Origin of the sequence: Rheinheimera sp. (assembly GCF_036782235.1) — a bacterium.
GTDB lineage: Bacteria > Pseudomonadota > Gammaproteobacteria > Enterobacterales > Alteromonadaceae > Pararheinheimera.
This window is the reverse complement of the sequence record NZ_DAIPZL010000003.1, coordinates 251,278-277,170: the sequence shown is the minus strand read 5'-3', so window position 1 is coordinate 277,170 and position 25,893 is coordinate 251,278. Positions and strand designations below refer to the sequence as shown.

Sequence of the window (25,893 nt, the reverse complement as noted above, 5' to 3'; positions counted from 1 at the left end):
GGGCTTGACGCCCGCTTACTTAGTCGCAAGCTGTGATACTATCTGCCACAAAAATAGCAAGCAATCGGAGTGACGCTATGTTGCAAACAGTATCAGTGATTGGATTGGGTTATATCGGCTTGCCAACAGCGGCCATGCTGGCCTCACGTAAACTCAGAGTGATTGGTGTTGATGTGAATCAACACGCAGTAGACACTATTAATCAGGGCAAAATTCATATAGTGGAACCAGAGCTTGATCTGCTGGTGAATGCCGCTGTTACGGGCGGTTATTTATCTGCCCAGACCAAAGCTGCGCCGGCTGACGCTTTTATGATTGCGGTGCCTACGCCGTTTTTTGACGATTTATCACCGGACTTGTCTTATGTTGAAGCTGCGGTGAAATCTATTGCCCCTGTGCTTGCCAAAGGCAACCTGGTGGTGCTGGAATCCACCAGCCCGGTTGGCACCACAGAACTCATCTGTAAATGGATCAAAGAGAGCCGCCCGGATTTAACCTTGCCAACGGACTCCAGCACCCCGGATTTACATGTCGCTTATTGCCCTGAGCGGGTACTGCCAGGCAAAGTGGTGCATGAGTTGATTTCGAACGACCGTATTATCGGTGGTTTAAGTGCAGCTTGTTCGGCCAAAGCCAAAGCTTTGTACAACACCTTTGTTGCTGGTGAATTACTGGTGACAGATGCCCGTACCGCAGAAATGTCCAAGTTGACTGAAAACGCCTTCCGTGATGTGAACATTGCTTTTGCCAATGAACTGTCGCTGATCTGTGACAAGTTGAACATCAATGTGTGGGAGCTGATCCGGATGGCAAACCGTCACCCGCGCGTCAACATCCTGACTCCTGGTGCCGGTGTAGGCGGCCACTGTATCGCGGTAGATCCATGGTTTATTGTGCACTCAGCCCCTGAGCAAGCCAAGATTATCCGCACTGCCCGTGAAGTGAACGACTTTAAACCTGAGTGGGTGCTGCAAAAAGTCCTGTCGACTATTGCCAACCATAGCTTAAATAAACCCTCAGTGGCTTGTTTTGGTCTGGCCTTTAAGCCCGACATCGACGACCTACGTGAAAGCCCGGCGCTGCATATCACCAATAAACTGGCTGACAGCTACAACGGTAAAGTGATGGCGGTAGAGCCAAATATTCACAGCACCAATAAACTGCACGCCAATGCCGAACTGGTAAGCCTGGAGCAAGGTTTAACAGCGGATATTATTGTCATTCTGGTGAAACACAAAGGCTTTACTGGCGTTGATTTTAGCGGTAAAACCGTTATTAACGTGGTGGGTGAATAAAGGTTTTTACCCGGTCGTTTTGTCAAAACGGCAAATCCACGACAGAAAAAGGAGCTGAATTCAGCTCCTTTTTTTATCTGCACCACAGTCACACCGGCCAATCAGGCTTTAGCCCTATCCTAGCTCTGTATTAGCTATGTTTTAGCCATGTGTGCTTGTTGTGATCGCAGCTTTTTTATCCTGTAGATAACCGCGCCAGCACAAAATCTGTAACAACAACACAGCGGTCAGATTTGACCACATAAACACCCAGGCGGCACTGACAGAATCCAGCTCGTCATTTAACCACAAGTACGCCAGCGAACTTAACAAAGCCACCAGAGTCACATTGGCCGCCCGCCAGTCACTGCGCCCTGTTGCCGTGATCCAGACTTCAAAATAAGTTTTCACCAGGGTTAACCACAGCGTGATCACCACCAGTAAAGTCACCAGATCGGTATCAGGCGTTAACCGCTCATTCAAAAGCCATGGATACAACCAGGGATATAGCAGCATCAACAACAGATAAGGCAAAGACAACAACGGCAGGCTCAGCAGCAAAATACGTTTAAACGACGCGACTTTGTCCTGCAATAGGGCTTTGGCACTGAGTTTGGACAACAACACCTGGGAAAACACCACTGGCAGTAAAGTTACCGGCATAAACAAAATAAAAGCTTTACGGAACTGGCCAAGCGCGGTCAGGGTGCTGAACATCGCTAGAAAAATAAAAGGAATATTGGTCAGGTAAATGGCAAAAACGTCATGCCAGGCATAACTGAACCTGTCACGCCAGGTTCTGCCCTGCCATAAGGCCCGCCATAATTGCACCGGCGCCAAAGCCATCGCGCCAAACTGCGGCCAGATCACCTTAAGCCCAACTGCCAATGGCGCCAGACTTAACACTAAAATCCAGCCAAGCACTGAGGCCGTGTCATCAATAGCTTCAAACCAGACAAAAGCCACCAGCACCAGCATCAGAGCAGAACCAAGCAGCTGACTTTTTACTTCAATGGCAAACTGCTGCGCGCCTTTGAGGTAACTGAAAATAGCCTGATTCAGCGCCCACACTAATCCTATGGAAAGACTTAACAGATAAAGACTATAAGGCAGTGGATCCGACGCCAGCAGACTGTAACCCACAAAACCAGCACAGAGCAGAACAAACACCAGCAAACTGATGGTTAAACTACTGATTAAGGCATTGATATTGCGCTCTTTTGCCGCATTGTGAATAAGATAAAAATTCACACCAAAAGCAATAGTCGGGAAAAACAGATTGGCCAGCATATACACAAAACTGAATAAGCCAAATTCGGTTTCCAGTAAATGTCGCGCCAGTGCCAGATTTAATAACCAGCGAGAGCCAAAATTCAGCCCCTGCGCCACACTGTTGCTCATCATTTTTCGGGCAAAATCGCTGCGGATCACGGCAGTGGCTCCTGCAAGTTCCGGATATATAACCAGACAGCGCCATTTAACATACCCCATGGGATCCAGAGCATGCCCGACGTCAGCACATGGCCGGCCATAGTGGCCACCAGCAATAACACCAGGTTCAGCACAAAAATGCCGGCCACCACAGTGCGCGGCGCCAACAGATACGCATGCCAGCTTTGTTTTAAAATAAGTGCAAACCACAGCAGAAAATAACTGAGCCCGGCAAGGCCAAACCACAACAGCAAATCCACGGGGTCAATTTCGGCAAGAGCTTTGCTGCTGTATATTTCAAGGCCTGTGTTACCGATGCCGGCAAGCCGGTGCCAGTCGGCAAAATACCAGCTGCTGACAAGCCAGTTATCCAGCGCATACTGATCGCGCGATGACAACAACACCCCAAGCACCCCCTGCTGTTGATACACCAGCTGCAGTTTTTGCCCGACACTGCTAGCAAGCAGCACAGGCCATTGCCAGTACAACAACAGCACACCAAGCGCCAGCAGCATAGGTAAAATCAGCAACTGCCGGCGATACTTCAGCCAGCTGTCTTTTTCCTGCAATAATGGGATCAGTAACGCTAAAAGCAGCACGCCGGCCATGCCGGTCTTAGTCAACATGGAACTGGCGGCAAATAAACTGAGGCCAAGTACCAGCACAAACTTTAATTTGGCCACAGGCCAGTAACAGGCCAATAAATAACCACTCAACACCAGTAATAAAGCGGACAGCTCATTGGTGGCTTTAAAATATCCTTTGGTACCAAGATTTAAATCAGGTAAATAATCATTGGGTAAATAAGCACTAAAACCAAAACCAAGCCGCCCCAGCAGCATATTCAGCACCAGAATAGTAAAACTAAATAAAAAGATTTGATGTAAAGCCTGCTGCGCCTGCACCGGCGAGCGTTTGGAAAAATGAAAAAAGTACAAAGCGGCCAGCAAAGGCGATAACAGTTTTAACACCATACCAGCGTCATAAGAAAATCCATTGCTGTTGCCTGTTTGCAGCAAAGTGTAAAAAGGCCCGGCCAATAACAATATTGCCAGTACCATCAGCACTAACAAACCACGCACCTGGTCACGCAACAAAGCACAAAACAACAACACCAATAACGCAGATTTGTATAACGCCGAAAGCGGCACACTTTGGCCGCTCAGACTCAGCACCACACCGTTGGCAGCATCAATCAGCAGATACCATTTGGCCAGCAGGATGATCAGCAAATCCAGTAAAGGTAATTTAAACCCAGTCTGTTCATTCATCTGCGGCTAAACACCAAAACCAGCAAGATAGCGCCAAGGGCTGACAGCAGCGCCCCGACAACGGCAATAAACAGCAGAGGTTTGTTTTTTGGCTCTTTTGCCGTCAAAGGCTGTACTGCATGCAGCACCATCTGACGGCCATGCTGCAGCACATTCAGCTCAGCCTGTACTTTATCCAGCTGCATACTGAGCTCTGAACGCTCGCCGACTGTAGTAGCTTTATCCAGTGCCTGTTGTAAGTCGGCCTGACGCGCACGATACTGGCTGATTGCCTGAGTTTTATATTCAGCTTCGGCGCTTTGCATCATGGCAGAGAGTAGCAGCTCTGCTTCGGAGGGCGTTGGCGCACGCCATTTGACCGTCAGCTGATTGCCACGTCTTTTGTGGTCATAAGCAAATTTTGAGCGCCATGTTGCCGTCAGCTGCTGTTGTTTGCTGGTGTCGCCTCCAGCACATAAGGTATTTTGTGCCTGACACAAGTCAGCATTTTGCCATAGCTGCTGCCAAACCTGCGGATGGTCCAGCAACAAGGTAAAACGTGCCATTTCATCCACTTCAAGCGCCCCCAACATCAGGGAGGTTTGCGCCGGTAATTTATCGTACACAGCAGCCAGCTGCGCCACTTTGTGTTCAGCCAGGGTATAGACTGCCCGCGCTTCGGCATATTTCGGTGCTGTTTTGCTATAGAGCACAGCAGCAAGGGCGCCGGCGGCGGCAGCCACCAGGATCCATAACTTAAAACGCTGTAACACCGCCAGCATCTGATTGCTCAGATCCTGCTCCACAGAAAATAATGGTGAATTCATTTTTGCCCAAACAGCCCTTTAATGCCTTTATTTAAAATTTGCTTCCGCAGCCGGATTGCCCAGGCCAGCCGGTGCTTCAGGTAATAACGCACCTTGCTTTCGACCAGACCATAACGACAGGAAGATAATAATTCCGCAAGTGACATCGGCAGGTTTTGCATAGTGCGCCGGTAAAACGCCTGATTATGCAAATTGCGCTCATTCATCAGCACACGGTGTTTTTCGACAAACTGTGCCTGTGCGTTCAGCCGTTTGGGCGAAGTGGTAATACGGCCCAGTTCATGCCCAACGTGCACCACATAGCTGGCGTCAGACAATCTTAATGCCGGGCCATAAGCGGCCACCATCCGAAGCCACATATCGTAATCCTGAAAAGCCGCCAGTTGCTCGTCGAAGCCACCCTGCGCCAACATGCGGCTTTTGCGCACCAGCGCCTGATTTGATAAACAATGCGCGTCCAGCAGTTCGGGCAAACGAACTATTTTTTGTTCCGGGTACAACTGCTTACGTACCGAACCATAGTCCCAGAAATAACTGGTACAAATGCAGGAGTATTGATCGTCATAATTTGCCATCATGCCCGACAAGCGGTGGGGCAAAAACTCGTCATCATCGTCAATGCCTGTGACAAAATCACCGGCCGCGGCTTTAATCGCCAGGTTTCGGGCAGCGCAGGCGCCCTGACCTTTTTCCTGGCGAAACAAGCGGATCCGGTTATTGTCGCCATAAAGACGGTTTAACACTTCCCAGGTGTCGTCACTGGAGCAGTCGTCGACAATCAACAATTCAAAATTCGGATAATCCTGCGCCAGCACTGAAGCAACAGCACGTTGCATCATCTGACTGCGGTTAAAGGTGGGCATATACACACTGATCAGAGGGTAAGTATCGCGCCCGGCGATTTGATGTTCGGCCAAAGTTTCAGTCTCTTGTCATAATATTTTTACTGAGTACAGTCGATATCGTATCTGCGCAGCTATTACAGCTTACCGCACAGATACAGCCAGAGGTATTCCACCAGATTCCATTGGCGTTTAATACGCGATGGCTGTGACAACAAACGGTATGCCCACTCCAGGTTCAGTTTGCACCAAAGCTCGGGCGCCCGCTTAACGTTGCCGGTAAATACATCATAAGTACCACCAACGCCCATAAAATAAGCATCAGGCAGCTGTTTTTTTGCTTTTTCAATAAATAACTCTTGTTTGGGAGAGCCCATAGCAACAGTGATCACTTTGGCGCCACTTTGCACTAATTGGCTGATCAGCGCATCTTCATCTTTAAAATAACCATCCTGAGCACCTACCACTGGGACACCCAGCGCTTCCAGTTTGGTTTTGGTGGCCTTCAGCACTTCAGGTTTGGCGCCAATTAAAAACACCGGCACTTTTTTTTCGGCGGCTCTGTGCATCAAGGCTTCCCAGGTTTCGCAGCCAGGTACACGCTCTACAGGTTTTTGCAATTTTTTCCGCATCACCTTCACTACGCCCATGCCGTCGGCATAACGTAATTCGGCATTGTTCAGAATTTGCATCAGCGCCGGATCTTGTTGTGCTTTCATCACTTTTTCCGGATTAATAGCAATAGCTGCCCCGGCAAACACAGAGCCATCATCCCGAATAATATAATTCACCAACTGCGCCATACTGGCAAAAGCCATTACCTTGATACCGCCGACTGACACCTGATCTGGTTGAAACGCCATATATGAAGAACCTTGCCTGTTAAATTCGTTAAATCTTTGATTGTGAAGCGCCAAAATCGTCTTACAGCATAGCTCAGCCTGTCGTTGGTTATAAACGCTGATACAGCTGTAACAGCCTATCCGCCACTCTATTGACCAGATAAGGTTCGGCCATTTCTCGTCCGACCAGCTGTAACTGGCGGTACTCTGCGTCTGGTAAACTTAATAACTGCTGAATTGTGTGTACCACTGTATTTAGCAGCTGCTGTTCGTCTTGTTGTGGCAAACAAAAACCATTCTGGCCTGGCTTAATTTGCGCCAGGGAACCGTCGGTTTCAGTGGCAATCACCGGGGTGTAACAAGCCATGGCTTCAGTCATCACCAAACCAAAAGATTCGTTGCGCGACAAGCTGATAAAACACTTGCTGTTTTCAAAATATTGTTTGAGCAAAGCAGGGTTGGCAGGGTCGCACAAGGTTAAATTCGGGTATTGGGTCGCGGCCTGCGCCAGCTTCTCCCGATAAGGCCCATGCCCAATCACTGTCAGCTGATACTGACTGAGTTTGGGCAGGACCGCCAGCAGCCTGTCCATGCCTTTATTCAGATCCAGACTGCCAACATACAGAATATCAATAGGCTTTTCACTGCGATCTTTGTGTTGCGTTTGTGCAAAGACCGGATGAATACCGGCCGGCAGCACTTCTGCAGAAGCGGGCTTTTCAAAAAACTTCTGCTGTAGCTTTTCACTGGTAAAAATAAAGTGCTGCACCTGTTTGGCCGCGTATTTATAAAGCCTTGGCTCGGGCTTATATAAATAAATATCACTGCCATGAAAGGTCACCACAATTTTAACCTTGCGGTTTCGAAGCCAGCGGTACGTCAGCGCTAACCAGATGGTCGGGTAAAAATAGTGCACATGAATAATGTCGTAGCGGGTGCGGCAAAACACAAAGTTCCAGACAAACTGCAGCCAAAGTACCGGGTATTTCAGCAATTTGTTCAGCAAGCTGTTGTTATGCCAGCGCATATAACAATAAGCAGGCGCAATAGCCGACAATGCGTCTACCTGATTCCTGACAAATTGCCCCTGAAAAGGCGCTGAGGCTTTAGGTCCCATATTGGTGACTATCAAGACTTTTTTTGCTTGCTGCTGACTCACGACAGATCCTGTTTTGGCCAAAGTGGCAGGATCATACTTTGGAACTTCACCGGGCAACAACCAGCAGGCAGAAAAATAAGCTGCGATTGAGCAAAGTGACAGCCAGAATGATAGGCTCTGCCAATAGTTTTTGCCTGACTGCGCAACAAAACAGCAGTGGCAAAAGCTTTCTATGGTTGCAGATAGTAACTGACCATAACATCACCTATAATCGCCTTTGTTTTATAACAATAATTAGTTTGATTGATTTAGCGGATCCTTTATGCGCGAACACTTTGTGTTGTTTTCCACCACTTTTATTCTGACCTTAGTTGCGATTTTTATTCTTATCCCTGTGGCTAATAAAATCGGACTGGTAGATAAACCCCATGGCCGCAAACAACATGTGGGGTCAATTCCGCTGATTGGCGGTATTTCGATTTTTACCGGTGTTGCTGCCACTCTGGCCATTTTTGGTTTGCCACAGGACAGCCACTGGTACTATCTGCTGTGTGGCGGCAGCATTGTGCTGCTGGGGGTATTTGACGATTTCCTCGATTTAAGTGTCAAACTGCGGCTCTGCGCCCAACTGTTGATTGGCGCTGTGATGGTATACGGCCTGGGTTTATATCTGGCCGACCTTGGCAATTTATTTGGCCTGGGCTCGGTAACCCTGGGTTATGTGGGTCTTCCGCTGACGCTGATTGCCGTCATTGCCGCTATTAACGCTTTTAATATGATTGACGGCATCGATGGCCTGGCCGGTATGCTCAGTGGTGTCAGTTTTGTGTCATTGACCCTGATGATGGGCATTGGCGGCCAGCTGGAGCATGCGGTGTTGCCGATGGTGCTGGTATTTGCGCTTATTCCGTATTTGCTGTTTAACCTGGATTTAATTGGCAAAGGCAAAGGCAAAATTTTTATGGGGGATGCCGGCAGTATGTTAATTGGCTTGTCGGTGATTTGGCTGTTGATTATCGGCAGCCAAAGCGACAGCGCCAGTTTCCGCCCTGTCACCGCCCTTTGGGTCATCGCAGTGCCTTTGATGGATATGGTAGCTATTATGATCCGTCGTATCCGCAAAGGTCAGTCGCCCTTTATGGCCGACCGTGAACATTTACACCATATCTTCCTGCGTCTTGGTTTAACCTCCCGTCAGGCGCTGGTGATTATTACCAGTTTGTCCTGCATGCTGGCCACTATTGGTATTGTCGGTGAATATCTGATGGTGCCTGATCTGGTGATGCTGGTATTGTTTTTGCTGATATTCAGTCTTTATTCACTGTCTTTACAATATATCTGGCGTATTACCCGTTTTATCAAACGTTATAAAGCAAAACAACGTGCTAAAAACAATCCGTAAATTGCTGGAAGCACGCGCCATCATTATGTTGATGGAGCGTTTTTTCCGTTTGGGCGCAGGCGCCATCGTGACCTTTATGGTGGCGCGGATGCTGGGCGACGAAGCACTGGGTGTATACGGCGTTGTGATGGTCTGGGCGGCATTTTTAACGCCGCTTAGCAGCATGGGCCTGAACAATCTGGTGCAGAAAATGGCCAGTAGTCAGACCGATCCACAGCAAAGCAGAACCATACTACAAAGTGCACTCTGGCTTCGGCTGAGTGCAGGGTTGTTTTTTGCCCTGCTGATGATTTTGGGTTTTGCCGTTTTTTACCCCCATTATTTTGCCATTGGCCCTGTTGCCATCAGCACACTTTTTATTCTGCAAAGTTTCAGCGCCATGATGCTCTGTGAATACGACCAGAACTATCGGGGGCATTTTCGTGCAGTAGCTTTGTCAAAAATTGTCGTGTCAATGCTGACCCTGACGGCCCGGGTGGTGGCGCTGATTTATGGTGCCCAGGTGGATATGCTGCTGTTGGTGGTGGGCATTGAATTTTTCCTGACCGGTGTTTTGCAATATTACTGGCAGCGCCGTTATGCACCAGACGAGCCTGGCCTTAGCTTGCGGTATTTCAGCTGGCAAAGCAGCAAAGACTTATTAAAACGCTCCAGCTGGCTCTGGTTATCCGGTGTTGTGTCGGTGATTTATCTGAAAATTGATACCATTATGATTGAACAGATGATAGGTGTTGCCGCCACGGGTCAATATACGGCTGTGGCGAGGTTATCTGAACTTTGGTACGTCATTCCTGTTACTTTGGCCGCACGTTATTACCCGGATTTACTCAAAGCCTATAACAATCACTGGGACAGCTATCTTTGCATTTTGAAAAAACGCAGTGTGCAGTTTTTTCTGATGGCCTTTGGCATTGCCATCTTTATGACTTTGGGCGCGAAGTGGATCATGTGGCTGGCTTATGGCGAAAAATTTGTGCCTTCTGCCACAGTGCTGCAAATTCATGTCTGGGCTGGCTGTTTTATTTTTGTGCGGGCGCTTATTAGCCAACATTTAATTATTACCGGTAACGAACCTTTAAGTTTATTAAGCCACGGTGTCGGCGCTATTTTAAATGTGCTGCTTAATCTGTGGTTGATTCCCATTTATGGCATTGAAGGTGCGGCCTGGGCCACGTTAATTTCGTATGCTTATGCATCATTTTTCTTTTTATTCTGCTCAGGCAAAACCAGAGCGCATTTTTGGCAATTGTTAAAAGTAAAAGCGGTGGCACCACAACCACCGGCCAAACCGGAGTCTTAGTTGTGATTAAAAAACTGCTGCGAGCCACCTACGCCAGGCTGGATTTATGGTTGTTGCCTTATGCCGCCAAAAGCCGCAAATTTGCCGGCATTTATTATGCGTTTTTTAACCCGCATTTTCGCCGTGAAATGCATGCCACTGCCGCTGGCCGTCAGCATTACCGGCTGCATGAAGAAAGCTCGACCATTGCCAGTGTGATTATCCGCCGTAATATCCACCGGCTGGAAAAAGGCCTGTCAATGGTGCCACGTAAGTCGTTGTTTGCGCTTGATTATATTGACGAAACCTTAAAAGCTTTTGGCAATATGCTGCAGGAGCCTGCCCACCAGCTGGATTTAACTTTACTGAACTACGCCCATGATGTGCTGGAGAGTTATTTTGCGGTTACCACCTGGCCTGAAGGCGCCACTCAGCCGGGCATTTTTGCTGAGCAAGCGGGCAAAATCAGGCCACTGCTGAACAAAACACAGCAGCAGGCCGCTGCAGCGCCAGCGCCTTACCAAAAAAGACCCAGAGCCGATATCAGTTATGACGAATTTTATAAACTCTGTCAGCAGCGCTGCTCGGTGCGCACCTTTTTGCCTAAACCAGTAGAGCCCGAAATACTGGAACGTGCCGTTGCTGCTGCAGCCCAGGCGCCCAGTGCCTGTAACCGCCAGCCATTTCGTTATATTGCCGCCACCCAGGGCGAAACCCTGCGTAAACTTGCCAGCCTGCCGATGGGCACTGTGGGTTATGCCGAAGGTTTACCGGCTGTGCTGGCCGTGGTCGGTGATTTAAGCGCTTATCCTTTTGAGCGTGACCGCCATGTCATTTATATCGATGCCAGCCTGGCCAATATGCAGCTGATGCTGGCGCTGGAAACCATGGGCCTGGCTTCCTGCTCTATTAACTGGCCTGATATTGAAAATTACGAAATTAAAATAGCGAAGCTTTTGAAACTTCAGCCTTTTGAACGCGTGGTGATGCTGATTGCTGTCGGATATCCAGATCCAAATGCACTGATCCCACATTCCGAGAAAAAAACCGCAGCCGGATTACTGAGTTATGTCTAAGCAACACACATTAAAAGTAGAAATTAAAGGGGTGCAGTTTCGCAACAAAGGCGCTTATCTGATGTTGCTGGGCTGTTTAAAAGGTTTAGAGCAGTTAGGCCGGCCTTTTGAGCTGGTGTTATCCCCAGGCCCAAATTTACCCTACCGCGAACGCGCTATGCTGGGCGCATGGCAAAAATTGTCATTGCGCCGTAAAGGGCTGGATTTCACGCCCTGGTTTGGCAAATTACCCAACTTTATGCTCAATACCTTAAAGCGTTACGGCATTGTCACAGAACGCGAAGTGGATGTGATTTTAGAAGCCTCAGGTTTTGCTTATGGCGACCAGTGGCCTTTGCTGTTTTTGCAAAATACCGCCCGTGAAGTCAAACGTTTTGGTGAGGCTGGCAAAGCTTTTATCTTTATGCCACAGGCTTTTGGCCCTTTCAAATCGGCCCAAAGCAAAGCAGCAATGCGCGATATTATTCAGCACGCAAAACTGATTTTTGTGCGCGATCCGGTGTCTTTAGGCCACTTACAGTCCTGTATGGCAGAGCTACCGCCCCACGTGATCTTAACGCCGGATTTTACCGTGGGTTTAAAAGGTGAGAGCCGCACTGCCCTGCCGGAATTTGATGGCCCTTTTGCGGCCCTTATTCCCAACAACAAAGTGATTTCCAAATTTAACCACGCCAATGCCGAAGCAGAGCGTACCCGTTATGTGGAGGCTTTTGCCGCGGCCGGTAATCAGCTGACCGAGCTTGGCCTGAACGTCGTACTGGTCAATCATGAAGGCAAAGAAGACGCAGCGCTTTGTGCTGAAATTGCCAAACTGACGCCTTGTCAGATCATCACCATTGAAGATCCGCTGGCGGTCAAAGCATTGATCGGCAAAGCCGAACTTTGTGTCAGCTCGCGTTTTCACGGTGCCATTAATGCGCTGAGCCAAAATGTGCCTTGTATTGCCACCAGCTGGAGCCACAAATATCACGCTATGATGGATGACTTTGGCATGGCCGATTATTGTATTGAAGAGTTATCGGCATTAACGCTCACACAAAAAATCACCCAGCTCTTGGCCAATAAAAATGACATTCAGCCGGTTCTTGCCGAAAGATCGGCGGCATTAAAAGCCAAAAACCAGCTGATGTGGCAAAAGCTGCACGACACTTTGCGTTAATCACCACAAGGGCTGCTGATAACACGCCCCATAAAAAAACCGAAGCCAGGCTTCGGTTTTTTTTCTCGCTAACACTATCACTCCAGGTGATGGTTTTTAGCGGCGAAACCTTGGTTTTAAAAAGCTGCTGTTGCCCAGTCAATCCAGCCCAGTTGCCAGCTCAATAAAATAAAACCACCAAAGGCAATACGGTACCAGGCAAAAATTTCATAACTGTGATTGCCAACGTATTTGACTAAAGTACGAACCGCCAGCAAAGCAGCGACAAAAGCAGTGACAAAACCCACGGCAAACATCGGGATATCAGCTGCGCCTAATAAATCGCGGTGTTTAAATAAATCATAAAAGGTGGCAGCAAACATCGTTGGCACCGCCAGGAAAAATGAAAACTCGGCCGCAACTTTACGATCCAGACCAATAAACAAACCACCAATAATAGTGGCACCTGAACGGGACGTACCAGGCACCATAGACACCACCTGAGCACAACCGATTTTTAATGCGTCTTTCCAGCTGATATCGTCCACATCCAATACCCGAACCTGATGCTGACGACGCTCAGCCCACAGAATAATCAAACCACCCAGCACCAGCATCACAGCCACGGTAATAGGGTTAAATAAATACAGTTTGATGGTTTTAATAAACAACAAACCAATAATGGCGGCCGGTAAAAAGGCAATAAACAAATTCAGGATAAACTTTTGCGCTTTGCTGTCGGAGAACATCCCTGTTGCAACACCTAAAAAACGCTGCCGGTATTCAAAGACGATCGCCAGAATGGCACCAAACTGAATGGCAATTTCAAACACCCGGCCATCGTTATGAAAACCAATTAAATCGGCGACGACTATTAAGTGCCCGGTACTGGACACAGGTAAAAATTCGGTCAGACCTTCAACAATACCCAGAATAAAAGCCTGAAATAACAACCACCAATCCATGTTCACTCCAACAACAAACCAAGACGGCGGTTATTATCGGGGCTTTTGGACAACAAGCAAGGGAAATGTCGTATCTGTTGCTGTCGGCTACAAGCCTTCGCTGATGGAAAAGATGCGGTAAAGCCAAAAATAATGCCGGTTGAATGAGCAACCGGCATCAAAGGCAAAGCCATTATGTTTATATGAGCTGTGAGCGCAGGTTTTACCGGTGATTTAAAGCATTAAACCCGATTTAAGCCAAAGGGATCATCAATGCTATAAGCAGGCTCGGTAAACCAGCGTGGGCCCTGCTCTGTCATATAGAAGTGATCTTCTAAACGAATACCAAACTCCCCAGGCACACAAATCATCGGCTCATTGCTAAAACACATGCCAGGCAATAATGGTTGTTTGTTGCCACGTACCAGATAAGGCCATTCGTGAATATCCAAACCAATGCCGTGACCGGTGCGGTGTGGCAAACCAGGCAGCTGATAATCAGGGCCAAGACCGGCCGCTGTTAATACGGCTCTTGCCGCATCATCTACAGCACCACAGGCCGTGCCTAACTGCGCTTTGGCAAAAGCAGCAGCTTGTGCCTGTTTTTCCAGCTGCCAGAAATGGCGCTGGCGTTCATTGGGCTCGCCAAATACATAGGTGCGGGTAATGTCGGAGATATAGTCATGCAGCTTACAGCCGGTGTCGATCAGCACCACATCACCTTTTTTCAGCTGTTGTGGCTCTTTTACACCATGCGGAAAACTTGAGGCCACCCCAAACAGCACAATCACAAAATAAGAACCACTGGCACCTACTTTGCGATGCGCCTGGGCGATAAAAGCTTCCACTTCACGGGTATCTATTCCCTCATACAACATACTGGCGGTGGCCTGATGCACGGCCAGCGTCATCTCCATGGCGCGTTGCATTAACGCAATCTCGGCCGCTGATTTTTGCTGCCGACAGGCAGCTGTGATGCAGCTGGCATTAATAAACAGCTGCGTCGGCGCCTGCTGTTTCAGACCATCAGCAATAAAATAGGCGGTGTTTTCATCCAGGCCCACTTTATCGTTTTCTTGAATGCCAAGCTTGCGCAACACGTCGATAAATAATGCATAAGGGCTTTCGTCCTCCTGCCAGCCATGTAACTGACCTTCAATCAGCCAATAGTCTTTTAAGGTGCCAAGTTCAAACACCGGCGCCAGATAATGCAGCTCGCCTGTTGCAGTGAGTAAGGCACCCACCAGGCGCTCACTGGCATACCAGGCGGTCCCGGTAAAATACTTTAAACTGGTGCCGGCATTTAAATAAATAGCGGCTATGCCCTGCTGCTGCATCAGGCTGCAGGCTTTTTCAATACGCGCCTGATGTTCTTTAATACCGATAGGCTGCACGCCCGCCGTCATATCCGACAAAGTGGCCAGCGCTTCTGCTGCTGTTTTTCCGCCTACACCTAATGTCATCTGCTGCTCCTTGTTGTGCTGATCTGGTTTTATGCTGGCCTGGTTTTGTACTGATTGGCTTTGTACTGTTGGCTGACTATTTTTTGCGCTGTAGCGCCAGGCTGATGCACAGAGTATCCCGTGCTATTACCATGAAATAAAATGATATGATTTCAGATAATGATGAATTAAATTCACACCATCAGGCGCGGAGCAGTTTTTATGGCAAATCATCCAGATCAGAAACAACAACTCACTGTATCAGACAGGATGGACACAACAGCTGCGCAGCCGGCCGCTAACACGCTGAGTCATCACACTGTTAGCCACAATGCTGTTAGTCATAATGCTGTTAGTCACAGCGTGGTGCAATTGCCACCACTGAAAGCCTTACAGGCGTTTGAAGCCACGGCAAGGCTGTGCAGTTTCAGCCGCGCTGCCGATGAGCTTTGTGTCAGCCAAAGTGCCATCAGCCATCAAATCCGCGCTCTGGAAGATTTTATCGGTATGCCTTTGTTGCTGCGTCAGCATAAACCCATCACGCTGACGGAAGCTGGCGCCACCTTATATTCGGTGGTTGGTGATTGTTTTTTCCGTTTGCAGTCGGTCACCCACCATTTGCGCAAAACCAACCAGAGGGTGTTAAAAATTGTGGCGCAAACCTCCATTGCTGTGGAGTGGCTGGCCCCCAGACTGCCGCTTTTTACGGAGCAATACCCGCAGATCCAGACGTTGTTGCATATGGAGTCGAGCGCCAGCAGCCTGGATGCGGCCGCTTTTGATGTGGTGATAGGCACCTGGCCCACGCCTGCGGGTTTTGTTAGCCAGCGCATTCGTACCGAATGGTGGTTTCCGGTCTGTGCCCCTGCACAATATCAGCTGCTGGATTTAACCAATCCTGCCTCGGTATTTGCGTATCCGCTGTATAGCTCAGAGCAGGGGGAAGACTGGCAGCTGTGGCGTCAGCAAATGCAGCTGCGCGAGCCGGCCAAACTGGAAATGTCGCAGGTGAGCCTTGCATTACTTGCCACCAAAGCAGTCAGCTGTGGCCGTGGTCTGGCACTCAGTAACAGTTTTATTGCCGGTGATGCCATCCGTCAGGGCCAGCTAAAAGCGCTGACGCCCTGGCGTTATCAGCTGCCCTGGGGCCAGTATCAGCTGCATTATCGCCAGGACTCGGTGAGCCGCCAGGAAATTGCCATTTTTAATCAGTGGCTGCTGGCTCAGGCCGCAGCGTCGCTGCTGCCCGAATTACAAACATCAGGCTAAACCAGATTTTTTAGCTGCTTATAAGCGCAAACCACCACTGCGTTCAGTGCGGCTCTGGATAGCCTGCAGCAGCACTGTTTCAGCAGGGCACACTAAACTAAACCGGCTAACCGCCCGGGTAATGCCGGTATACACCAGCTCGCGGTTTAAAATGGCACTTTGGCTATCGGGTAACACCAATACCGCATGGCTAAATTCCGAGCCCTGTGATTTATGCACTGTCATAGCATACACAGTTTCAAGTGCCGGCAACCGGCTTGGCATCAGCCAGCGCAGTGGCTCACCATGACGCGCCGGCGGAAATACCACCCGAAGTCGTTGTTGTAACTGGCCATCAATATGCTCCAGCCGTGGCAGACAAATACCTACATCACCATTCATTAGCCCTGTGGCATAGTCGTTCTGGGTGATCATCACAGGACGCCCCGGATACCAGCCGTCGGTGCGCGGGATCAGCCTGGCCTGATACAGCAGCGCGCTGATACGCTGATTCAGCTGCTCCACACCATATTCCCCCTGGCGCAGTGCGCATAACAGCGCAAAACTGCCAAAGGCCTCCAGCACAGCAGCGCCCCATTGTTCGTAATTAGCGGCCTTGGGTTCTTGCACTGGATAAGCTGTGGCATCAGCGGCCAAATCCGTAACCGGCCCTTGTTGCACCAGTTTTAAATAGCAGCTAAAACCACCCTCAGCCCCCTGAGAACCTGCTTCTGCATTGAACTGCCCGGTCAGCACCAGCAACTGAAAACTTTGACTGGCCGGGCTTTGTGAGAGCCAGCTAATTTCAGCACCACCTTGTTGTAGCAGCTGTAAAGCTGTGGCAGCGTCACCACTATTGACTGCAGCGGCTAACTGCCCTATGCCACTGTCGGCACCAAACCTGTGGCTGGTTCTGAGCATCAGAATTTGCTGCTCCAGCGCACCTGGTGTATTTGTTTGCACCGCATCAGGCAGCTGTTGGCCGCTCATGGCCGCCAGCCACTTTGCCGTTTGCGCACTGTAACCACCCTTGCTGGCATCACGGCACAGCTCGGCCAGAATGGCACCTGCTTCCACCGACGCCAGCTGGTCTTTATCACCCAGTAAAATCAGCCTTGCCTTTGCCGGTAAAGCACTGAGCATGGCGGTAAAGATCGCTACATCAACCATGGACGCTTCATCCACCACCAGCACATCCAGCGGCAGCGGAAAACCTGCATGGTATTTAAAACCCTGCTGCTGCGGTTGCCCCCCAAGCAAACGGTGCAGGGTTTCGGCATGGGCTGGTACTGCCTTTAATAACTCCGGCGTTAAACCAAGTCGGGGTGTGAGTTTGGTTAATGCGCCGGTAATGGCCACACTGAGCCTGGCAGCAGCTTTACCTGTGGGTGCCGCCAGCCGGATCTGCAGATAAGCTTTGCCTTGTTGTTGCTGCAGCTGTTGCAATAACAACAGCAGTTTCACCACTGTGGTGGTTTTGCCGGTGCCGGGGCCACCGGTGATCACACTAAAGCTGCTGCCGGCGGCCATGGCACAACCCAGCATCTGCCAGTCCGGACTGTTTTGTGCTGCAGCTTGCGCCGGATTTGGCGCCATAGTGTCCGGGAATAACGCGGTTAATAATGGCTTTACCTCTGCGGCCACCAGGCTGTGGCGAAGTTCTGCGGTGCGGGCAAAACTTTGCTGTAAATAGGCTTTGATCTGCTGCTCATACTGCCAGTAACGACGTAAATACAGCCGGTTGCCTTCCAGCACATAAGGACTATTCTGCTGCTGTTGCTCGTTTTGGCCGATACAGGCCACCACAGGCACAGCTTGCTGTAACTGTGTAAGCACTTCATCAAGCTGTTGCGGCAACAGCCACTGCTGCAACAGCGCCAGCGCTTTGCCGTGGCGCTGCGCCGGACTTAACAGCAGTGCGGGTTGTTGCAGCACCTGAGCAAGATCCAGACACAAATGGCCTTGCGCCAGCTGTGCACTGCCAAGCGCCAGCCAGCGCCAGACATCATCGGGCAGCGGCTGGGCTCTTTGTTGTTTAAGCATCTGCGCTTTTAGCATCTGGATTAAAGACAAATCCAGCGGGCGAATAAGACCCAGCTGTAACCACAGTTGCAGCTCTGTCCAAAGCACATGGTCAGAACCTTGTTTCAGATCGGCGGCCTTGTCATTCAGTGCCAGTTGGTCCGGCTCAGCAAAGGTCATGTGCGGCTCCTTGCGCTGCGGTTTTACCGCTAAATATGTTATCCAGGGCCAGGATCAGCGCTGGCGGCAACTGACAACATAACATACCGGCATTGGCTGCCAGCCCGTCGGCCGCGCCACGCACAAACCAGTAATAAGCCTGCCCCAGATGCTGCTCTATGCGGTAATGGGGTAAACGGCTGCCGAGCAGCCGGTGCAGCGCCAGACCATACAAAGCAGCCTGTAAGTCGTATCTGTGGTCCAGCATCATCTGTACCAGCGCCCTGTCATCGTACTGAGCGTCCGGCAAATAGTTACTTTTATAATCCGCCACATGAAAACGGCCATCAGCGCAAAAAGTTAAATCGATAAAACCTTTGAGCATACCGCTGAGCTGCTGCGGCTGTAACGCCGGACGCGGTAGCTCTGGCCACAGATATTGTTGCAGCAATGCATCAATATTTTGGGTTTGCACCAAACGGGCACTGAGCCAGAATTCCAGCTCACTCTGATACTGTGTCAAAGTGGCAAGCGACAACAAGGTTTCACCGCAGCGCCACTTCGCTGTCAGCAGAGCGCTGAGCCAAGCGGCAACTTCAGCCACAGCATCAGTTGCTGAACTAAATTCCGGCCGCTCCAGCGCATCAGTCACCAGTAAACGCCGGTGCCAGCGCAGACTGCGGTTATCCTGCCACAACCAATGCAGCTTCTGGCTTTGTTCTATCAGCTGTTCAGTCAGAAGCTCAGGCGCTGCAGCCACTTTGGCAAAGCCCTGCAGCGCTGCCCATTCCAGCACATCATGCAAAAATGTCCCTGCGGCCGCGCCGCGCAAAAACTGCTGGCTGACAAGTGGCATTGTTGCTGGTGAAGGTTGCTGCGCCTGCGGGTAAACATAGCTGCCGGACTCAGTCAGCCCGGTCGCCTGCTCATTGCTTAACTCGCGGTATAACTCGGCATTTTTGGCAAGTTCAGGCCCGTCTGTGCTGCTATCAAAGCGGGGTAATAACCTGGCGCTCTGCGCCGCTGCACCTGAGTGTGCCTGTTCATAAAGGACAGCATCAGCGCCTGCAGCTGCAACAGAACCAGCACCAGATGCCAGCGCACTGTAACTGGCAGTCCACCAGGGCAAATAATTGCGTTTACTGACAGTGGCATAAGGTTGGGCCGGTATGGCCGGCTTTTCTGCGGCAGCTTGAAAATAAACCGCAGGCTCATCCTGAAAGGTGTTCAGCCGCACTGCCGGATCTTGCCACTGGTCAAGCAGAGTTGTCAGCGTCCCGGGACATAGCAGTGCACTGTCATCCAGCAAATAAGCAATAGCCGAGCTGTCTTTTAATGGTGCCAGCCCCAGCCAGCAATAATGCTGCGCCCTGGTCAGGGCGACATAAAGTTTGCGTAAATCTTCCCCCAGCCGTTCGCGCTCGGCTTTGGCAAAAATGCTGTCATCTTTTTGATAACAAAGCTGTAATTGGCCGGCATCGTCATGGTATCGGTATGGCAAATTGGCCGGATCTAATGGCCGTGCCGCCGCGATAAAAGGCAAAAACACCAGCGGGTATTCCAGCCCTTTGGATTTATGAATAGTCACCACCCGCACCAGCGCTTCATCACTTTCCAGCCGCAGTTTCATCGCATCGGCATCCAGCGCCAGTTCACCGGCCAGATGGTCTTTAAAATAACGCAGCAGCGCCAGTTCCCCATCCAGACTGCGGCTGGCCTGTTGCAATAGCTCCGCCAGATGTAATAAGTCGGTCAGTTGCCTTTCGCCGTCCTTTTGGCCGGCAAAACGGCTGATCAGCTGAAAATCCTGCAACAAACGCCGCACCAGAGGCAGTACCCCCTGCGAGCGCCATAACTTTGAAAAGGCAATAAATTTGTCCTGCCACAGCGCAAAAAACCATTCATCCTGTTGCAACCTGGCAAGTTCAGCATAATTCCAGCAAAGGCTTTGGGCACCAAGCGCCGAGCGCAGTTTCAGCTCATGGTTTGGGTCGCTGCAGGCTTCCAGCCATAACAACAAGTCATGGGCTATGGCCGTTTGAAACACCGAACCTTTGTCCGATAAATACACACTGCGAATACCACTGTCTAATAAAGCGCGGCGGATTTCGTCCGCCTCCTGCTGATTGTTGACCAGCACTGCGATATCGGCCGGTTGCAGTGGCCTGAGCTTTTGACCGTCCGCCGGACTGGGCTCCGGACAGGGCTCCTGACTATTGGCAGCAACAAAACCGGCCTGCGCCTTTGCTCCAGCATTTAATAACTGACAAATCTGATTGGCACAGGCGCGCGCCATCTGGGCTATATAACTGCTTTTACTGAGCGCTTTGTCGCCCTCGTCCAGATAACAGACTTGCAGCGCCGGCATCTGCTGCTGTTCATACTGAAAAATGTCCTTGCGACCTGCCGCCTGCACCGCACTATAGGCCACCAGATTTTGCCTGGGCCTGAATAAAAAGGCGCCATCGCCCTTTTCACGCTGCTCCGGCTGTAAAAACAGCTGATTGACCACCGAGACCATGGCCTTGGAAGAACGAAAATTAGTATCCAGCGAATAATGTCTTGGCGCTGTGGCTTGTTTGGCCTGTAAATAAGTATAAATATCGGCGCCACGAAAGGCGTAAATGGCCTGTTTGGGGTCGCCAATCAATAACAAAGCGCTGTCCTGCCGGTTTTGCTCCGGCTGATAAATCCGGCGGAAGATGCGGTACTGCACCGGATCTGTGTCCTGAAATTCATCAATCAGCGCCAGCGGGAACTGCGCCCGCACCCGCGCTGCCAGATGTTCCCCCTTGCTGCCCTCAAGTGCATCGGCAAAACGGCTTAATAAATCGTCAAAACCAAATTCGCCCTGTTGCAGCTGGGCTTTGGCAAAACGCTGCCGGCACCAGCGCAGGGCATGCTGGCGCAGCCCTTCCTGGCAATCGGCAATCCGGGCAAGTTCAGTCTGAAGTTCGGCAATGGCAGCAAAAGCCGGATGTTGTAACGCTTCGCCTTTGCTGGCCTGGGCTATGCCTGCCGGGCTTAATCTGTGCCAGGCACTGTCGCTGAGCTCAGGTGTGATCAGCTGCGGATCTGTGGCCCAGCGTTCCAGTGCCCCCAGCCAGTTTTGCAGATAATCTTCACGCAGCTGACTGCCGTTAATACGTTTTTCCTGCCTTGCAGTGGCAAACAACACCCTGAGCTCCTGTAACCAGACCGGCCAGGGTGCTTTGAGTCGGGTTAAAGTGGCGCGGCGTGTTGTTTGCTCTTCGTGGATCAGCTGCGCAGGCGTCGGCCTGTGATCGTCCTTTTGTGGTGCCGCGCGCTGCGCTTGCGGCTGTGCAGAATCCTGCCATACCTGCTGCAGCGCTTTTTGCAGCTGCTCCGGTGTGGCATAACATTGCTGATAACGGAAAAACTCCGTCTGGTTCAGCGCATAAACAAAACAGCGCCAATAATCCTGCACCACTTCGGCCAGCAGCGCCGACTGATCACTGCTCAGGCTTTCCTCAAAACTGCTGCCGGAATCAAAAGCATGTTCAGCCAGCATCCGCTGACACCAGCTGTGAATCGTCGACACCGCAGCTTCGTCCATCGACTGACTGGCCAGCTCCAAACGCATGGCACATTGTGGCCAGTCCTGCGGCGCAAAACTTTGTGCCAGCGCCGCTAATACGTCATCTGCCTCTGTCACTTCAGTGCGAAAATAACGGGCCGCATCTGCCAGTCTGGCGCGGATACGGTCAGTGAGCTCAGCAGTCGCCGCTTCGGTAAAAGTCACCACCAGAATGTCATTTGGCAACAACGGCGGCAAAGCGGCAGTAGCGGCATCTTGTCCATCACTGCCCGCTAAACCTTGAGCCGCGTCGGTATATTCATCGCCGCTATGGCCAAGCACGGCACGCAGGTACAAAGCGGCAATGGTAAAAGTTTTGCCGGTACCGGCACTGGCTTCAATCAGCGCACTGCCACGCAGTGGTAAAGTGAATAAATTCAGTGTTTGGCTGGCTGTCAATGTTTGACTGGCGGCTATTGGCCCGGCCGTCTTATTAAAGTCTGTCATCAGCCACGCTCCAAAATGCCGCTGTCTTGCAGATAATGCCGCAGCCCCTGATATAAAGCTTTGGCCACCACCGCCATTTCGCCTTGTTGCCACAAAGCAGTAAAGTCTGGAAAAGCGCGCTGTAAATAGCGGTTTTGCTCTAAACGGCCACTGTTAAAGCCATCGCCCTGATACAACCTGGTCAGTTTGTCGAGCAGTTTGGCATCTGGTGTGCTGTCATCCGCCGGCTCAGCCTGCAAATACAACAGCGCTGTACTGAGCTCCACCGGCAATGGCCGGCATAAAGCCTCGCTCAGCCAATGACATAGCTGGGTAAGCTGGGCGACTGCCGCGGCTTTTTCAAGCGGCGGCAAACAAATCTGCCCATCTACGGCCAACAGCTGAATAGAAAGTGGATAACCATTGGCGGCACACAATAACTGGTGTAACCAGGGCGATAACAACTGGCTGTATCTTAATTGTTTGTTTTTATATAAAGCGCCCACCAGCCACTGATATTGCATTAGACGGCCATCAGGGGCACGGCGCAGGCCACGTAGCCAGTCAGCACATTGCTGAGCGCCAGCGCCAAACTGCAGATACAAAGGCGCCAGCAGTTCGGTAGTCTGGCTCAATAGCAGGCTTTGATATGCCTCAGCCTGTGGGCTAAGTAACTCTTCCAGTTGCTGCCTGAGCATGTCGCCGGCGCCAGCCAGCGGCAACAAGCCTTCCTGCGCTACTCTGGTGAGCTGCGTTTGCAGCGTCTGCTGCCAGGTTTTGCCTTCATCAATGGCCTGCATCAGTTGTTGCTGCAGCCGCTGTTGCAGCTGCCAACGCTGTAAAGCATCCAGGCTAAAATCTTCGCTGGTGCTCAGTCTGCTGTCATCGTATTCCAGCTGTATTTTCAGTCTTTGCCGGAAAAAAAACTTCACCGGATCTTTTAACAAGGCCGTTAATCGGGCCAGATCCCACACTGGCAATTCGTCCGGCAGGGTAAGCGTCGCCGCCATCGTCTGCGGCTTTGGCTCGGGCTGATGCAGTGCCAGCCATTCATGCTGATAACTGGTTAAAGTGTCTGAGCCAAGGTAACGACGGCTAAAGGCCTGCAGTGGATGCTGCACTGTTAAGGCATCCAGCAAGGCATCACCTGTCACTATGTTATTCCCAAGCTGCAGCCGCCAGCCGGAGGCGAGATGGTCCCTCAGCTGCGCTATCAATACAGAAGGGGGTCTTTCGCTGTTGTCATGCACACTGTGGCCAACCCAGCTGATGCGAAGCCGCTTGCGCGCTGATAATAAGGCTTCCAGCAGCAAATAACGGTCATCGTCCCGGCGCGAGCGATCGCCGGGGCGGTAGGAATGCGCCATTAAATCAAAATCCTGCCGGAGCATTTTGCGCGGGAAATCACCGTCATTCATGCCAAGCAAATGAATTTGCGCAAAAGGAATAGCGCGCATCGGCATCAGAGTGGCAAAGTTCACAGCGCCTGCCAGAAAACGCTGCGCCAGCCCCTGGCGCTCAAATCCGTCCAGCCAGCTTTGTGCCACCACAGCAAGGCATAGAGGGTTCTCCAGACCACTGCGCTGACACTGCTGCTGCCAGTCATGCAGCGCTTGTTGTAACTTCAGCAGCAGCTCGTTTTGGTGTTCATCCACCGGCAGAAAAAAATCGGCCAGCAGCTGCTGCAGCCACAATACCCAGTCTTTGGGCGGCAACTGTTGCTGACTTTGCTGCCAGTATTGCTCTAATAACCCCAGCAACACGGCAAGTTTACCGGCCAGCTCAGCCGAAAGCCCCGACACTTCAGCTAAAGGTGCAATCTGCAACCAGGCTTCACTGTCACCAACCGCATACCCTAATAACATACGCTGTAAACCGGCCTGCCAGCTGTTTTGCCAAAGCCCTGCGGGTAAACCCAGACTTTCACGCTGGTTTTCATGCAAACCCCAACGGATATTGGCCGCTTCTATCCAGCGTTGCAGTAGCGGCAAATCGGCATCGGTCAGCGCAAATTTTTGTTGTAATGCCGGCAGTTGTAATAGATCCAGCAAGGTGCTGACGGTAAAACGCTGCTGCTGCAGATTTAATAAAGTTTGCAGCGCCTGCAGCAAAGGCTCTTTGGCCAGCGCACTCTGATCGGCCACGGTAAAGGGAATATAACGGGCATCGTCGCGGCTAAAACGACCAAACACAGCGGCAATAGCGGCGGCATACTGGTTAATATCCGGCACCATTACCATCACATCGGCCGGTTTTAAGCCTGGATCCGCGGAAAATTGTGCCAGTAAATCATCATGCAAAATTTCAATTTCGCGCATGGCACTGTGCGCCGTGGCAAAACAGATACTTTGCGCCTGTGGCAGCGACAACACCGGCCAGTGCTGCCTGGTTTCGGCTAAAGGCCGAAGCTCCAGAATATCGTTTTGCAGCTGACCAAGCAGTGTGTTGTCCGGCGCACTGCTAAAAAGGTCAACCCTTTGACCGGCAAACAAAAAACGATGCGCCTGGGTCTGGTCAAACTGGTCGAGCAGCGCAATATAATCGCGGCCCTGTTTCCCCCAGGCCGCCAGTAGCGGATGGCCATGGGGGTGTTGTGTGAGCTCTGTTTGACTGACGGCATTGGCTGCATTTTGCTCCGGCATTTGTTTTGGCTGCTGCCGGCCAATGCCGCGGCGCAGTAAATCTTTGTCCGCCACTATGTCGGCCCAATAATGCTGACAAGGGTTATGCACCGCCAGCAGTACCTGAGTGTAAGGTGCGATGGCTGCCAGCGCCTCCAGCATTTGTTGTGGCAAACTGGAAATACCAAATACGATGACCCGCCGTGGCAAGCCTTGAGGTCTGGTTTGAGCACTGAGCTTGCTGGCTGCTGCTAAAAACTTGTGATGCAATAAAGCGCGGCTTAACGATTTTTCGGCATCGGGCACGTCATCAAGCACAGCGCGCCACAGCGCCGCTTGCCAGCGCTCAGACTCCGGCAGCACTTTTTGTCCGCCTCTGGCGTCTATCAGAATATCTTTGCCTTCACTCCAGGCCTGCAGCCAGTCAGCGCGGTACACCTGATACTGGTCAAATAAGTCGGCCAGTTTAAGCGCCAGCTGATGCTGTTTGCGCTGCAAAGTGTCACCCGCCAGATAACCGGCCAGTGCCTGAAATTCTGTTTGCTCAGCAAGCTTTGGCAGTAATTTAAATAACCGCCAGCACAGCTCGTCTTTATCAAACACTGAATGTTCAGGAATATGTTCAGCGCCAAGCACACTGCGATAGAGCTGCCAGATAAAACGCCCTGGCATTTGTAAACTGAGGCAGCTGGCGATCCCCAGACCACCATCGCTGCCATCCACAGGGGCTGTGTCGGCAGCAAGCGCCAGCTTCAGCCACTGGGCAATACCGTTACTTTGCACCAGCACAAATTCGGTTTCGAGCACACCCAGCGGGTACGCTTTGGTAAAGTGCACAACCAGTGCTCTGAGCTGCTCAGGCTGATTGGCATGAACCACTAAAAAACCGGGTTCCAGCGGCGGGGCATCATGAAATAACGGGGCATGCGGGTCGGGAAATGCGCTCACCTGAAGGTCCTTTTTTTGCGCGCTG

General features: G+C 51.0%; 17 protein-coding genes. 6 read left to right on the top strand and 11 right to left on the bottom strand.

The window, feature by feature from the left end; all coding sequences use genetic code 11:
* Positions 1-77 precede the first annotated feature (77 nt).
* Entirely contained in the window at positions 78-1,295 is a 1,218-nt protein-coding gene (gene wecC, locus V7P87_RS05320) for a UDP-N-acetyl-D-mannosamine dehydrogenase (protein WP_333796499.1), read from the top strand.
* Positions 1,296-1,436: 141 nt separating this feature from the next.
* On the opposite strand, the gene V7P87_RS05315 is transcribed toward wecC, so the two are convergent.
* The 6 genes from V7P87_RS05315 to V7P87_RS05290 all read right to left on the bottom strand — a co-directional run bounded on the left by V7P87_RS05315 (position 1,437) and on the right by V7P87_RS05290 (position 7,625).
* A complete protein-coding gene (locus V7P87_RS05315; RefSeq protein WP_333796498.1) occupies positions 1,437-2,705 on the bottom strand; it encodes a lipopolysaccharide biosynthesis protein in 1,269 nt (422 codons plus the stop codon).
* Positions 2,702-3,976, bottom strand: a complete 1,275-nt coding sequence (locus V7P87_RS05310; protein ID WP_333796497.1) for an O-antigen ligase family protein — start codon at positions 3,974-3,976, stop codon at positions 2,702-2,704. The genes V7P87_RS05315 and V7P87_RS05310 overlap by 4 nt, the downstream gene beginning before the upstream one ends.
* On the bottom strand, positions 3,973-4,782 hold the full coding sequence (locus V7P87_RS05305; protein ID WP_333796496.1) for a hypothetical protein: 810 nt from the start codon (positions 4,780-4,782) through the stop codon (positions 3,973-3,975). The genes V7P87_RS05310 and V7P87_RS05305 overlap by 4 nt, the downstream gene beginning before the upstream one ends.
* Positions 4,779-5,699 (bottom strand): glycosyltransferase, encoded by a 921-nt coding sequence (locus V7P87_RS05300; protein WP_333796495.1) that lies wholly within the window; start codon positions 5,697-5,699, stop codon positions 4,779-4,781. The genes V7P87_RS05305 and V7P87_RS05300 overlap by 4 nt, the downstream gene beginning before the upstream one ends.
* Before the next feature lie 62 nt (positions 5,700-5,761).
* Entirely contained in the window at positions 5,762-6,487 is a 726-nt protein-coding gene (locus V7P87_RS05295; RefSeq protein WP_333796494.1) for a WecB/TagA/CpsF family glycosyltransferase, read from the bottom strand.
* A gap of 88 nt (positions 6,488-6,575) precedes the next feature.
* Positions 6,576-7,625: a glycosyltransferase family 4 protein gene (locus V7P87_RS05290; RefSeq protein WP_333796493.1), complete on the bottom strand. Its 1,050-nt coding sequence runs from the start codon at positions 7,623-7,625 to the stop codon at positions 6,576-6,578.
* Between the two features lie 262 nt (positions 7,626-7,887).
* Between V7P87_RS05290 and wecA the strand changes: the two genes are divergently transcribed.
* The 4 genes from wecA to V7P87_RS05270 are packed head-to-tail and all read left to right on the top strand — an operon-like array spanning position 7,888 to position 12,481.
* Positions 7,888-8,967 (top strand): UDP-N-acetylglucosamine--undecaprenyl-phosphate N-acetylglucosaminephosphotransferase, encoded by a 1,080-nt coding sequence (wecA, locus tag V7P87_RS05285; protein ID WP_333796492.1) that lies wholly within the window; start codon positions 7,888-7,890, stop codon positions 8,965-8,967.
* Positions 8,948-10,267, top strand: coding sequence for a flippase (locus tag V7P87_RS05280; protein WP_333796491.1), 1,320 nt, complete (start codon positions 8,948-8,950; stop codon positions 10,265-10,267). The genes wecA and V7P87_RS05280 overlap by 20 nt, the downstream gene beginning before the upstream one ends.
* 2 nt (positions 10,268-10,269) lie before the next feature.
* The gene (locus V7P87_RS05275; RefSeq protein WP_333796490.1) at positions 10,270-11,322 is read left to right on the top strand and encodes a nitroreductase family protein; all 1,053 of its coding nucleotides are present in this window, start codon (positions 10,270-10,272) and stop codon (positions 11,320-11,322) included.
* Positions 11,315-12,481 (top strand): polysaccharide pyruvyl transferase family protein, encoded by a 1,167-nt coding sequence (locus tag V7P87_RS05270; RefSeq protein WP_296299484.1) that lies wholly within the window; start codon positions 11,315-11,317, stop codon positions 12,479-12,481. The genes V7P87_RS05275 and V7P87_RS05270 overlap by 8 nt, the downstream gene beginning before the upstream one ends.
* Before the next feature lie 116 nt (positions 12,482-12,597).
* Here the strand turns inward: V7P87_RS05270 and V7P87_RS05265 are convergent, their stop codons facing one another.
* Both V7P87_RS05265 and V7P87_RS05260 read right to left on the bottom strand, forming a co-directional pair.
* Positions 12,598-13,425 (bottom strand): undecaprenyl-diphosphate phosphatase, encoded by an 828-nt coding sequence (locus tag V7P87_RS05265; protein WP_296299483.1) that lies wholly within the window; start codon positions 13,423-13,425, stop codon positions 12,598-12,600.
* A 221-nt stretch (positions 13,426-13,646) separates the two neighbouring features.
* Entirely contained in the window at positions 13,647-14,867 is a 1,221-nt protein-coding gene (locus V7P87_RS05260) for a M24 family metallopeptidase (protein WP_333796489.1), read from the bottom strand.
* 201 nt (positions 14,868-15,068) lie between these two features.
* On the opposite strand from V7P87_RS05260, the gene V7P87_RS05255 reads away from it, so the two are divergent.
* The gene (locus V7P87_RS05255) at positions 15,069-16,115 is read left to right on the top strand and encodes a LysR family transcriptional regulator (RefSeq protein WP_333796488.1); all 1,047 of its coding nucleotides are present in this window, start codon (positions 15,069-15,071) and stop codon (positions 16,113-16,115) included.
* Positions 16,116-16,133: 18 nt separating this feature from the next.
* Here the strand turns inward: V7P87_RS05255 and recD are convergent, their stop codons facing one another.
* The 3 genes from recD to recC are packed head-to-tail and all read right to left on the bottom strand — an operon-like array spanning position 16,134 to position 25,868.
* Positions 16,134-18,296, bottom strand: a complete 2,163-nt coding sequence (gene recD, locus V7P87_RS05250; RefSeq protein ID WP_333796487.1) for an exodeoxyribonuclease V subunit alpha — start codon at positions 18,294-18,296, stop codon at positions 16,134-16,136.
* Positions 18,283-22,320 carry an exodeoxyribonuclease V subunit beta gene (gene recB, locus V7P87_RS05245; RefSeq protein WP_333796486.1) on the bottom strand — a complete coding sequence of 1,346 codons (4,038 nt, stop codon included), beginning with the start codon at positions 22,318-22,320 and terminating at the stop codon, positions 18,283-18,285. Before recB ends, recD begins: the two co-directional genes overlap by 14 nt.
* The gene (gene recC, locus V7P87_RS05240) at positions 22,320-25,868 is read right to left on the bottom strand and encodes an exodeoxyribonuclease V subunit gamma (protein ID WP_333796485.1); all 3,549 of its coding nucleotides are present in this window, start codon (positions 25,866-25,868) and stop codon (positions 22,320-22,322) included. The genes recB and recC overlap by 1 nt, the downstream gene beginning before the upstream one ends.
* Positions 25,869-25,893 lie beyond the last annotated feature (25 nt).